The following is a 12,344-nucleotide window of genomic DNA, read 5'->3' on the forward strand; positions in this document are numbered from 1 at the left end:
TCCGCGACATCCATGCGTTAGTTCACGTGGACCAATCCGATGTTGATGTCCTGCCCAATGCGGGCAGTTCCTGCGGCGCCCGTTTGAAAAGCCTGCGATTCCGGTTGGGCAAAAGCCAATGATCGGAGGGCCCATGAACACGCAATCGTACTCAGCGCTGACGGCCTAGTGGGCAGAAAAAGAAGCTTTACGTTCACCCCTGCTGCACCGCCCCGTTGGCCCTCGCTGCCGTTGACGAGGAGCAGCGGAGTCGCAAGCTCGCGCAGCCGATATTTGTTGCGGGCGACTGTAGTAGCGCCTGTTACGTACACAAGCACCTCATTCCAGGTGTAACCGAACGGGTCCTTAACCGGGCCGCCTGTAACAATCTGGCTTTCATCCTGAAGGCCCGGCAGAACGAGTTTAGCGTTACAGTCTTCGGGATTGGCGCAGTTGCCTTTCACCGCGATGCCGAACACCGAGTTCGCGATCTGCCAGCGGAAGCCGATTTCACCGCCGAGCGGGCCTCCTGTCGCACCAGGATACGTCAGGGCAGGAGGCTGCGCACGGACCACATCTCCGGCGTTGACGTACTCCCAGCATCGACGGCCACCGCCGCGATTGATACCGATGTCTGAACCGCTTCGCTGGCAGAGCCGCGCGGCCAGATCGGCGACAGCTGCGACCAGCAAGATGATGACTATCGTGCCCAGGAGCAGCCGTTTCATTCTTCTCGACCCAAATCGAGGTCAATGTTCTTGAGGGGTTCACGGACGCGGATGCATGCCATGTGTCTGTCTTGTTGATCAATTGATAGGCTTGGTAGGTGACTGGAAAGATTGTGTCCGCCTCTGGGAATGGATGGCTCGTCTGCCGAGCAAGCAGGCGCACCAGATTGACCAGGCGCGGATCGGATTTCGATGTGGCCACGGTTGCAGCCGGGGCTCCGGGCGCCGTATCCGGTTGGGTTCATGCGTCACTACTACGATAGAGGCGAATGCTGATCACCGATGCCGACGGCTTGGCCTCAATTCGAACGATGTTCGACGAACGGTTTCGCGTGCGACCAATCACAGAAAACGATTTGCTGAACGCGGAAAAGACCCGCGAACGCCTCCCTTGGAGAGGACCGCCGAATTCTCGCATTCTGGACGTTTTGATATCCGAGCCAGAATTGGTGCGGCGACTAGAACTATATTTTGCCGCCTATGACGAGCCTCTCAGCACGAATGTCGACAGAGAAGAGAAGAAGGTGATGCGCGAGTACGGGCTCAGCTTCTGGGTCTTTGAAAGCTGGCCGACCAATCCGATCGAGGGAAGCGCCGATTGTTTGCTTCTGGATTGGACCACGTGGTGGTGTGACGGAAGATGGGACGTGAATTGTTGCTTCCGCGCAAAACGATCGAGAAGGTGGGAGATACTGCTGCCCTTTCAGCTGCCGATGGCTCGTCGTTTGCTGAAGCTACCGCAAAGTTTGCTACTCGCCAAGGAAGTCAACGCCGTTAGCCTGACCTACGAGAATGGCAATGCTCCCAGCTACATCGAGATGGTCGAACACAATATCAGAACAATCGCAAGCGCCTTGCGGACTAACGCGCTTGCCCCGCCGCGCGATCCAGCGCTAAGGGCCCCGGCCGGACTCGATCAGCACGGACCTTTGGCGGTGATGCTTGTGATCTGCCAAGCGTCGGCCGTGCTGCGCGTGGTAGTCGCCACCGTCTCGATCAGCATTCGACACCCAAGCGACCCACGACACCAGGCAAGACCGCAACCTAGGCACATGTTCCGACGGCGTTGCCGATGACTGGTTCCTGACAGGCTCACATCTCGTTGCGGGCATCGCCAAAATACTTGGCGACGACCGATTCGATTTCGTTCGACATGTCAACCTGCCGCGAAATCCCGTCAGTGTATCCGACGGCTGCCAGGCCTATCGACGATGGCAACACGGCTTGCCGCGACAAACTCATATGATTCCGCACAGAAGGCCGCGCGGGACTTTGTCCAAGCGGAAACAGACAGACGGAAGCCGGGCATCTCCGACGCGCGGCGCAACAGGCCGTTTCCGGCGAGCCACCGAAGCCCGGTGGCATCTTGAGTGCGTTGCGTCGCTCGCCGCTCGTTGGTGCCGATCTCGACCTGACGCGCCCCCGTGAAGAAGGGCGTAAGGCCGATCTGTGACGCGTTATCTTCTCGACACCAACATCATCAGCGACATCGTCAATCCTGTCGCGCCACCCCCTTGAAACGCGATCAGGATCGCTCTGAGCGATGGGCAAGGCATCATGCCCCGCCGCCCGGTCATCCGCTCCTGACCGCCAGTCGGCTCATCGCAACGGTAGCAAACCCAAATAGATGGAAACCGTTGCTATGAACACCACCACCACCAAGATCCGTGAAGATCGCCTCCGCCGGCGGCTGACCAAGGGCGGCTATACTCTGGCCAAGACGCCAGCCCGCTCCTGGCTGCGCAAGCATTACGGTGTCGGCTACATGGTACTTCAATCCGGCCACATTCTGCTCGGCTGGGCCGGCCGCCAGTACACCGCCACGCTCGAGGAGGTCGAGGCGTTCGCCATGAGGCGGTGAAGCGCGCCGCCGGAGCGAGCGCGCTGGCTTCCAAGCATGCCGAGAATCAGGGTATTCAGTTTCCTGACCTGCACTTTCGGGCGCAGGAGTTCGATGCTTTAGAGCAACCAGCAGGTCAACGCTCTTGATGCCCGCGCCGGGCTATTCCAAGAGACGCTTCCGGGTCCAAGACGCACTTGGTGACGGGAATCATCCCAACCGCGATATTCCGCGCGGTGGAGGTTGGTTCCGTTACCGCAATGGCCGGAAACATCCCCACAGCTCGGATCGCATAACTGAAAGCGATCCTGACCAATGTCGATCTACGTCTACCTCTCTGATCCGACGACCAAGACCCCCCCTTGAAATAACTACGGGTTTCCCGTACATTGTGCGCATGCAGAGCGTGATCCGAACCCGACATTCCTTGCCGACGCAGCATCGGCTGGCCTCTCGGAAGAGGAGCAGATGGCCATCGTTACCGCGATCGCCGAAGATCCGACGCAGGGCGATATGATGAAGGGGACCGGCGGAGCTCGCAAAGTGCGTTTCCCTGGTCGCGGTAAAGGCAAGAGTGGCGGATATCGGACCGTCCACTATTTCGCGGGCAACGACGTGCCGGTCCTGCTGCTGGCCTTAATCAACAAGGGAGAGGCGGCAAATTTGAGCAAGGCGGAGCGGAACGCCCTCAAGAAAGAACTTGAGGGATATGCGGATGACTATCGAAAAGGAGTAGCGATCAAGGTTGCTTCAATCTCAGGTCATTGAGTGTGTAGTTGGGTTTTGAGTGTTCGGTGTGATGAAGTGTGAGTGTGTCTGGAGGGATAACGATGACCACCCTTGGTAAGCGGCTGATCCAGTCGGCGAAGGAGGGCCGCGCGATCGCGCGCGGCGAGGCCGATCCGGCGACTTACAAGACGTTCGTGCCGGCAACGATCGATGTGAAGGCAATTCGAAAGAAGGTCGGACTGACGCAGGAGGAGTTTGCCCTGCGCTTCTCTGTCAAGCTCGCCAGCCTGCGAGATTGGGAGCAAGGGCGATATGCTCCCGATCAGACCGCGCGCGCCTATCTGACGATTATCGATCGTGATCCGGACGCCGTGGAGCGCGCGCTCGCGCAAGAGTCTGAAGCCGCCTGAGTGGTGGGCGCAGCCACCCACACACGCGCACACCCGCGTTATTTTTCGATGGTCGTCGAAGTATGGCCGTCGACCGTGTCGGCGCCCAGGATCGAAGCCGAGGCTCAAGGCCGATCCATCACATGCGGCGGCTCACACCCCAAACCCCAATAATTTTTTGCGCCTCGCCGAGGCCCTTCGCTGGGCTCGAGGAGACGATCCGCAAGGTCCGAACCAAGCTTGGTCTGTCGCAACGCAGGGCCGGCGCCGTTTTCCGGGGCGGGCCGAGTGCATTCGACAAATATGAACGAGGTCTGGTCGAACCGAGCGGTCCGACGGTCTAGCTCATTACCGTCCTCAATCGCCATCCCGAGCTTGTCAAAGAGCTTGAGCCGCCGACCGCCGTGCTTGTCCGGCAGATCCTCGGCGCCGTGGCTCAATTCGACAAGGCGATGACGGTAGCAAAGCTACGTGGTGCCCGCGAGCGTAAGCGCCGCACCGGCGTCCGCGTAGAAGGGCGGAAGCCCATCGCCGAGAGCCATCCCGAGGCCGTTGCGATGGCCCGACAGCTGCGCGCGCAGCAGCCTCGCACGTCACTGCGCGACATCAGCGCCGCGCTGGCTGAGGCTGGCATCGTCACCAAGCCCGGCAAGGGCAAGAAGCGGCCCGGCGGCCAACCTGAACACGAACTCGTGGTGCTGCCCCTGCAGCGGGGTACGCATCCGACGGGCGCCGTCTTGCGTGACGCGAGGTAATTCGCGAAGCGTGTAGCCTTAAGTCTAGCTTTAAGGTCATCAGGCGATGCGGGTCGAGGTTTTGGGCGGGCTGGAGCGGCGGCGGCGCTGGTCGCAGGACGACAAGGCACGGATTGTCGAGGAGACGTTGGTGCCGGGCGCGAAGGTGACTGAGGTTGCGCGCCGCAACGGAGTCGCGGCCAGCCTGGTGTTTACCTGGCGTCGACAAGCACGGACATCAGAGCAGGTTGTACCATCTTTTGCGCCGGTGCAGGTCGTCGCTACGGAGGTGGAGGAAACTGCGAAGCTTTTGCCTGCGGGTGACGGTCGGGTGCGCTCCGTAGCGTCCGCGCGTACTGGATTGATCGAGATTGATCTTGGCAACCGGCGACGCATCCGGGTGGATGCGCACGTCGACCCGGAGGCACTGGCGCGGGTCCTCGAGGTGCTTGAGCGCCGATGATCGCCATACCGGGTAATGTACGGGTGTGGCTTGCGACCGGCCATACCGATATGCGCCGAGGCTTCCCGAGCCTTGCGCGTCTGGTTCAGGAGAGCTTGAAGCGGGATCCACACGCTGGCGATCTTTACGTTTTTAGGGGCCGCCGCGGCGACCTGATCAAGATCATTTGGCATGATGGCCAGGGCGCATGTCTGTTCACGAAGCGGCTGGAGCGCGGCCGCTTTTTGTGGCCGTCAATGGCGGACGGCGTTGTGACGATCAGCGTTGCGCAGCTCTCTTATCTCCTGTCCGGCATCGACTGGCGAATGCCGCAGGCAACTTGGCGTCCGCAGGCTTCCGGTTAAGCTGTGGCTCTTTGACTCACGGCAGGAATCCAGCGGGATTTTTTGCGGCGAATATGGTTGGTTGGTCATCGTGACGATGCCCTCCGATCCGCTTCCCGCCGATCTTGCCGCTGCGCACGCGATGATCCTTGCGCAACGCGAGCAGCTGACGCTGGCGAAGAGCGAGGTGACGGTCGGCCGGCTGGAAATCGAGCGGCTGAAGCTGATGCTGGCCAAGGCACGGCGCGAACAGTACGGGCAATCTTCTGAGCGCGGCAAGCTGCTGGTCGAGCAGCTCGAACTCGCCATCGAGGATCTTGAAGAGACCCAGGCCGAGCAGGAAACCAAGGCGGAGATCGCCGCGCCAGGGGCCGCTAAGGAGAAGCGCGCGCAAGATCCGCGGCCGCCGCGACATCCGCTGCCGGACAATCTGCCCATCGAACGTGTCGTCGAACCCGCGCCTTGCGTATGCGGCAAGTGCGGCAGCGAGCGACTGCACAAGCTCGGCGAGGTGGTATCGAAGACCCTGGAATGCGAGCCGCGGCGCTGGAAGATTATCGAGCATGTCCGCGAAAAGTTCTCCTGCCGAGATTGCGAAGCGATCACAGAGGCTCCGGCGCCCTCCCATCCGATCCCGCGAGGCTTTGCCGGGCCGAGCCTGCTGGCGATGGTTCTGGTCAACAAGTTCCTGCTGCATCAGCCGTTGAACCGACAGAGCAAGACCTATGCTCGCGAAGGGATCGAGATCGACGTCTCGACCCTGGCGGATCGGGTCGGCGCCTGCGTGGTAGCACTCGATCCCATTATTGAGGCCATCCGGATCCACGTCATGAGCGCGGAACGCATCCACGCCGACGATACGACGGTGCCGGTACTGGCCAAGCTTAAGACGGTGACCGGTCGGATCTGGACCTATGTTCGCGATGACCGGCCGTTTGGCGGCTCGGATCCGCCTGCGGCCCTGTTCTACTACTCACGCAACCGGGCTGGAGAGCATCCGCAAAACCATCTTGCCGGCTATGTGGGCCTGATGCAGGCCGATGCCTTTGATGGATATAACCAGCTCTACAAGGCCCAAAGGAAGCCGGCTCCGATCCTTGAAGCGGCCTGTTGGAGCCACGGCCGCAGAAAGTTCTTCGAGCTGGCGAAATCTGGAGAGGCGCCGATTGCCAGCGAGGCCGTGCGACGCATCGATATCCTGTTCGAGATCGAGCGGACCATCAACGGCAAAACGCCGGAACAGCGACTTGCGGTACGTTGTGATAAGTCGAGGTCGATCGTCGCCGATCTCGAAATCTGGATGCGCCAGCAGAGAACGTTGCTCTCATCAGGCAACGATACTGCAAAGGCGATCAACTACCTGCTCAACCGCTGGGCCGCGTTCACCCGCTTCCTGGACGACGGCCGCATCTGCCTCTCGAACAACGCTGCCGAACGAGCGTTACGCGGTGTGGCTGTCGGAAGACGAAATTGGACCTTCGCCGGTTCAGATGCTGGCGGCAATCGTGCCGCCGCTGTCTATACCCTGATCGAAACCTGCAAGATGAACGACGTTGATCCGCAAGCCTGGCTCGCTGACGTGTTGGCCAGGCTTCCAGATCACCCCGTCAACAGAGTCGCCGACCTGCTCCCGTGGAATTGGAAGGCGACCCAACAGTCCAAAGCGGCTGCTGCCTGAGGCGCCGCGGCAGACCGGCGCGACTGCCCGGGGTGCTGGCCGGATGCGTACGCAGCGGGAACAGGATCTCACGGATGGTCGGAGTGATCGATACGACCACCCGCTTGTCGCCCTTGCCGAGGCGCACGATCTGCTTGGATCTCCGACAATTCGAAGCGCGTCGGCCGCGTTGCCGGCCAGCGCTACCGCTTGACCTACAACGGGGTTAAGAGCGCCTGGCAGCGGCTGCGCGCCAGCGCGGGCCTCGTGGATTTCCGCTTCCATGACTTCCGCCACGACCACGGGACGAAGCTTCTGCGCCTCACCGGCAACTTGGAGCTGGTTAAGAAGGCTCTAAATCACACCGACATCAAATCGACGCTGCGCTATGCGCACGTCCTGGACGAAGACGTCGCCGACGCCGTCAAGCGGCTCGCACAGTCCCGGAAAAAGTCCCGAACCAAGCTCCGGGAGGTCAGCTAAGTCTCCTTGATAGAGCAGTCGATATCTGAACAAGCATCGAAGCTTCCAGATGTCGTTTGCGTCTTGCTCGGTGGGCACCCACACACGAACTTCCTGCCAGCCTTCAGCCAGGCGAACGTCGCGCTGGCGTTTTACTCGCCTGACTACCGTAGGATCGGCGATGAAACGTCCCCGTACTGTCGTTACGGTACATGAGTCATAACGACAGCACGTGCAAGCGGTTCCTTAGAAAAGGAACTCAGCAAGCCTTACGTAGGATCCTGCGTCGGCCATTTTATTGAAGTATATATAAATAACCTTTATTATGGATCTTGACTTAGCTCCTCTGCGAAAGGTTTCCGTTGAACCGCGATCATCTCACTCACGCCGTGCGGGAACGATTGAAGCGGCTACCGGCGCCCTATGCGGCACATTATGGCGTGGTTCCGCTGCCCCCGCCTGAGGACGGCGTTGCCGTGGGGTCGATCCTTGCCCGGCTCAGGGCGGCGGATACAGCCTTGGTGCGCATCGAGACGCTCGCGGCCGAACTAAAGGACCCGTATCTGATCAGCCGCATCTTGCCACGGCGGGAAGCTGTCAGCAGCTCGGCGATCGAAGGCACCAACAGCACGCTTGACGAATTGCTGTCCGGTGAAGAAAGCGAAGATTCCCAGCTGAGCGAGGCGCTAGTTCAGGTGCGTGACTACGCGCTCGCGCTCGATGACTTCCTGCCGCGGGCCAGACAAGAGAAACTGGAAATCTTTACAAGCGGTTTGGTGCAGGATCTGCATCGCGCCGTCATGCGCGGCGACGCCGAATACAAAGACAAGCTCGGCGATCTTCGCCAGGTTGTGGTCTGGATCGGCGGCAGAGGAGATATTGCTTACTCGACCTACAATCCGACGCCGCCGTCGGACATTGCCGCGTGTCTTGAGGACACGATAAAGTATATGCGCTGCGAGGGCATGCAGGCGATGTACCAGAGCTTCATTGTGCGAATGGCGGTTGCGCATGCACATTTCGAGGCAGTCCACCCGTTTCGTGATGGCAATGGTCGCGTTGGCCGTCTGCTGTTGCCATTGATGATGGCCGCTGAAGGCATGATGCCGATTTACCTGTCACCGTATATTGAAGCCCACAAGACAGCTTACTACGAATCGCTCAAGGCGGTTCAGCAGCGCCTCGAATGGCACGAAGCGGCCGGCTTCATGGCGGACGCGATTGTCGGCACCACAGATGAACTCCTGAAGACCCGCGACGCCTTGTCTGCTCTTGGCGATCTATGGCGGAAGCGGCGGAAGTTTCGCCAGGGCTCAGCCAGCCTGCGCGCACTCGATGTTCTGCCGCACTATCCGGTGCTGACCGTCAAGCGTCTGGCCTCGCTTCTCAGCATTACGGTGCCTGCAGCCTCGCAAGCGGTAGAACAACTGGTCGAGCATAAAATCTTGAACGAGCGTACCGGCTATGCGCGCAACCGCGTCTTCACCGCGCCCGACGCGCTATCGATCATTAACCGCCCCTTCGGCGAAGAACCCATTCTTTCCGGTGCGGACACCTGACGGCCGCCATCCCCAGGCTGACAATCGGTCGCGCCGCGAGTTGCGGCTTTACCCCGCCGTCGGTCATGCCGTCGGCTCGGACTTCCGTGAGGCGCCAAGCGATTTTCCAAAGCACGCGATCCCGCAAATGCTCAATGATCACGCCGGAGAAAGGGAGATTCGGTAGATGGTCGAGGTGCTTCTCCGAAGGACTCTCAAGAGAGTGGTTGACCTTGCATCGATGCACAGCATCACGAGTGATGCGCTCATGGCGATGAGCAAGGACGATTATCAGGTTCTCTTGACTATTTTGTATTGCTCGACGGACCGCCTCCGTCGTGGTGGCGCAGCCGTGTAAAACCTGTCCCGTAGCGCATCCTTCGAATCGTGCGACAAGAATGCACCATCAAAGCTTGGGACTAAACACGAACGCCAACACGGTGACGCTGGTGATCAACGATATGCTCGGCACGTGACCCTTAGCCACGAGGGATGCGATCCATGCCAAGACAGTCATGACCATGAATGGGGCGGTCGCTGCAAAAGTCTGGAACTCGAGGTTCACAACATGGAGACCCGGTGATATAAGGGTCTATCTTGTCGCGATCGCCGCCATTGTGCTCGATCGCCAGAACACGACATACGGGCGATCACCCGCTAAGCCGCCGCGTATTCGACGGCTTACGGATGACCATGCCGATGGAAATATTGGCACCAGTGCAAGCTTGATCATGGGTGCCTCGCTCCGAGAAGCGCGAACTTGACGACTTACCGCCGGCTCGAAGCTTTTCTCACGTTCTCATGACCGACCCGTCCATTCACTGACGAAGCTTAACAGGCGCCTTATCGAAGGTGTGCAAGTAGTCGATGATGTCTGAGATCGTCTGATCGTCCTTCATTCCACCAAAAGCCATCTTATTGCCGGGAACCGTCGCCTTTGGATCGTGGATGTAGTCGGAGAGGTTGCGGTCGGTCCAGGTGATCCCAGAGTTCTTCATGGCCTCTGAATAGGAATAGCCCTCAACCGATCCCGCCTTACGTCCAATCAGCCCGTTGAGGGTTGGGCCGACGGCGTTCCTGGCGTTGTCACCCACCTGGTGGCAAGGCTTGCAGGTATTGAACTGCGATTGTCCGCGCGTCGCTGTCTGAGCATTCGCCTGTCCAATTCCGGCGGAAACGAGCAGAGCAGCGAGAATCGTCACCTTCATCAACTTATCCTTTCTTCACCTGCCTGACATGAAGAAGGCTGGTGTCGCGCCCAAGCCTACAACCTGACGTGGCGTTCGATTCAAGGCTATTTCAACGATATCAGTGGCCGTCTTCCAGTTTGCCCGAGCGAACGACATCTCTGCAGCCCGAACACGGAGAAGCAAAGTCGCAGAGCCACTATTTGCGATGGGCGCGGCGAACGACTTCTGTCGCAATCGCGACTGTAGCTTGGCGACATGCCGGCTCTCTCGACCACTTGCAGAAGCCGGTTATCAAATTCTCCAATCCCTGCTCAGTAAAACCTGAGAGACGAGCGGCACGATGATAGACCTCGCCGGCAAGTGCGAGCGCGGCTTGGCCAATGGTCGCCTCCTCAGGCCATTTGCTGAAACCGTTCACCAGATTGGCAATATCCTGCGGGGTGAAATCAGAGAGACGATCAGCGCGACGAAGGACCTCGCGAGCGAGTTCGACTGCCACTTGGCATAAGGTGGCTACTTCAGGCCACTTGCTGAACCCGTTTACCAGATTAGCCAGCGCCTGCTGAGTGTAGTCGGAGAACTGAGCGACATCAGAGCGAAGGACGACGTGCGCCAGTTCGACCGTCGCTTTGCGACAGGCTTGATCTTCCGGCCACTTGCTGAAGCCGTTTACCAGATTTACCAATCCTTGCTGAGTACAATCGGATAATTTGGCGGAGCGGCGAAGGACCTCCTCAGCGATCGCAATCGTCCCTCGGCGAGAAGCCACCTCGTTGGGCCATTTGCTCAAACCGTTGACCAGGTTCGACAGGTCCTGCGTCCCTAAATTGGACAGCCAGCCGATGCGGCAGACCACCTTGCTCGCAATTGCAACTACCGCTTCACGAAAGACTGCCTCTTCCGGCCACTTGCTGAAGCCGTTGACCAACTTGGCGAGCTCCTTCTGATTAAAATTGGAAGGCCATGCGTCGTGGTGAACGAGATCGCTCGCGATTGCGACCGTAGCTTTCCGCAGCTCGACCTCCTCGGGCCACTTGCTGAAGCCGTTCACTAGGTCTGTCAGTCCCTGTTGAGTAAATTGAGAGAGTCGGGGACGGCGAATGATTTCGCTCGCGATCGCAATTGTGGCATCGCGAACGGCCACTTCTTGCGGCCACTTGCTAAAACCATTCACCAGGTTCGCCAATGCCTGCTCAGTATAATGGGATAGCCGAGCCGCCATGATTTCATGGGCAAGTGCGACTGCGGCTTGGCGACAAGCTGCCTCGTTCCACCACTTGCTGAAACCGTTCACCAGATTGGTCAGTCCCTGCGGAGTATATTGAGAGCGTCTGGCGGCCCCAGCGTGAAGGACTTGACAGGCGAGTGCGACCCCGGCTTTCCGACAGGCCGCCTCTTCTGGCCGCTTGCTAAAACTGTTCACCAAGCTCGCGAGGTCCTGCTGATTGAAATCGCCTTGCCCGGCGGCTCTACGATGGATCTCGTCCGCGATTACGATTGTGGCTTGCCGAGAGCCTTTGTCTTCCGACCACTTGCTGAAACCATTCACCAGGTTCGCCAAATGCTGCTGGGTGAATTCGGATATCTCGATGGAACCGTCGACAATCTCAGCTGCGATCACCCCTGCGGCTTCGCGCACGACCGCATCCTCCTCCCACTTGCTGAAACCGTTCACCAAGTTCGCGAGTCCCTGCGGAGCAAAATCCGAGAGCCGGCCAGGACGACCCGCTCGGCGAATGACTTCCTTCGCGATTACGACCGTAGCTCGCTGGCAGGCTGCTTGTTTCGGCCACTTGCTGAAGCCATTCACCAACGACGCCAGACTTTGACTGTTCAATTCCTGGAATCCGCTCTCGTGATCGCCACAAAATTCGGCCAATCGGATCGCTCCATTACAGCATTCGGTCACTCTGAAGTGCCGACTGAAGGACGATGCGAGAAGTGAAATGGCTCTGAATCCGATCTTCTTTATCAACGCATTATCAAACCGTGACACGCGAGCAGCAATACGCGCGCAGGCCGTTACCCCAGCCTCACCCCCACCCACCCGGCTTATCGCATTGCAGGTGGTCGCATAGTCCCAGGATTTCCCAGCGAGGATGTTTTCCTCGAAGCATTCGACAAATCTAAGCTGGAACTGCGAAGCTGCCTTTTGCAGGAACGCTGTTTGATCCGCCGGCCGAAGCTGCTTTGCGTGCTTGAGCACGGTGATTGAGAATTCACGTATTTGATGAGAACGGTCAATCTCAGTTATTGCCGCGTCAAGTGCCAACATCTGTCATTCCTGGGTTCCGCCGGAGGCGCCTAGCGTC

The 12,344-nt window shown here is 59.2% G+C and carries 14 protein-coding genes; 11 read left to right on the forward strand and 3 right to left on the reverse strand.

The features are described from left to right. Positions 1 to 17 precede the first annotated feature (17 nt). Positions 18 to 707, reverse strand: coding sequence for an outer membrane protein (locus tag ACVMIH_RS38435; RefSeq protein WP_456865732.1), 690 nt, complete (start codon positions 705 to 707; stop codon positions 18 to 20). 269 nt (positions 708 to 976) lie between these two features. On the opposite strand from ACVMIH_RS38435, the gene ACVMIH_RS38440 reads away from it, so the two are divergent. The 11 genes from ACVMIH_RS38440 (at position 977) to ACVMIH_RS38490 (ending at position 8,863) form a co-directional block, all read left to right on the forward strand. Then, the gene (locus ACVMIH_RS38440) at positions 977 to 1,783 is read left to right on the forward strand and encodes a hypothetical protein (RefSeq protein WP_456865735.1); all 807 of its coding nucleotides are present in this window, start codon (positions 977 to 979) and stop codon (positions 1,781 to 1,783) included. A gap of 566 nt (positions 1,784 to 2,349) precedes the next feature. After that, positions 2,350 to 2,568: a hypothetical protein gene (locus ACVMIH_RS38445; RefSeq protein ID WP_456865737.1), complete on the forward strand. Its 219-nt coding sequence runs from the start codon at positions 2,350 to 2,352 to the stop codon at positions 2,566 to 2,568. Between the two features lie 447 nt (positions 2,569 to 3,015). Next, on the forward strand, positions 3,016 to 3,315 hold the full coding sequence (locus ACVMIH_RS38450) for a type II toxin-antitoxin system RelE/ParE family toxin (RefSeq protein ID WP_456827035.1): 300 nt from the start codon (positions 3,016 to 3,018) through the stop codon (positions 3,313 to 3,315). A gap of 62 nt (positions 3,316 to 3,377) precedes the next feature. After that, entirely contained in the window at positions 3,378 to 3,686 is a 309-nt protein-coding gene (locus ACVMIH_RS38455) for a helix-turn-helix domain-containing protein (protein WP_456827036.1), read from the forward strand. A 122-nt stretch (positions 3,687 to 3,808) separates the two neighbouring features. Further along, positions 3,809 to 4,009 (forward strand): type II toxin-antitoxin system MqsA family antitoxin, encoded by a 201-nt coding sequence (locus ACVMIH_RS38460; protein WP_456865740.1) that lies wholly within the window; start codon positions 3,809 to 3,811, stop codon positions 4,007 to 4,009. Positions 4,010 to 4,069: 60 nt separating this feature from the next. After that, on the forward strand, positions 4,070 to 4,420 hold the full coding sequence (locus tag ACVMIH_RS38465) for a hypothetical protein (RefSeq protein ID WP_456865742.1): 351 nt from the start codon (positions 4,070 to 4,072) through the stop codon (positions 4,418 to 4,420). Between the two features lie 46 nt (positions 4,421 to 4,466). Beyond that, a complete protein-coding gene (tnpA, locus tag ACVMIH_RS38470) occupies positions 4,467 to 4,862 on the forward strand; it encodes an IS66-like element accessory protein TnpA (protein WP_253589780.1) in 396 nt (131 codons plus the stop codon). After that, the gene (gene tnpB / locus ACVMIH_RS38475) at positions 4,859 to 5,206 is read left to right on the forward strand and encodes an IS66 family insertion sequence element accessory protein TnpB (RefSeq protein ID WP_050382259.1); all 348 of its coding nucleotides are present in this window, start codon (positions 4,859 to 4,861) and stop codon (positions 5,204 to 5,206) included. Before tnpA ends, tnpB begins: the two co-directional genes overlap by 4 nt. Positions 5,207 to 5,282: 76 nt before the next feature. Next, a complete protein-coding gene (gene tnpC, locus ACVMIH_RS38480; protein ID WP_456866671.1) occupies positions 5,283 to 6,863 on the forward strand; it encodes an IS66 family transposase in 1,581 nt (526 codons plus the stop codon). A gap of 189 nt (positions 6,864 to 7,052) precedes the next feature. Then, a complete protein-coding gene (locus ACVMIH_RS38485; RefSeq protein ID WP_456865745.1) occupies positions 7,053 to 7,325 on the forward strand; it encodes a tyrosine-type recombinase/integrase in 273 nt (90 codons plus the stop codon). A gap of 341 nt (positions 7,326 to 7,666) precedes the next feature. Beyond that, on the forward strand, positions 7,667 to 8,863 hold the full coding sequence (locus tag ACVMIH_RS38490) for a Fic family protein (protein ID WP_456865748.1): 1,197 nt from the start codon (positions 7,667 to 7,669) through the stop codon (positions 8,861 to 8,863). A 797-nt stretch (positions 8,864 to 9,660) separates the two neighbouring features. Here ACVMIH_RS38490 and ACVMIH_RS38495 read toward each other — a convergent pair. Together ACVMIH_RS38495 and ACVMIH_RS38500 are read right to left on the reverse strand one after the other, a co-directional pair. Continuing rightward, positions 9,661 to 10,050, reverse strand: a complete 390-nt coding sequence (locus tag ACVMIH_RS38495) for a c-type cytochrome (protein ID WP_456827039.1) — start codon at positions 10,048 to 10,050, stop codon at positions 9,661 to 9,663. 178 nt (positions 10,051 to 10,228) lie between these two features. Further along, complete coding sequence (locus ACVMIH_RS38500; protein WP_456865751.1) at positions 10,229 to 12,307, reverse strand: hypothetical protein; 2,079 nt, start codon at positions 12,305 to 12,307, stop codon at positions 10,229 to 10,231. Positions 12,308 to 12,344: the final 37 nt, after the last annotated feature.

The organism is Bradyrhizobium sp. USDA 4503 (assembly GCF_054055815.1).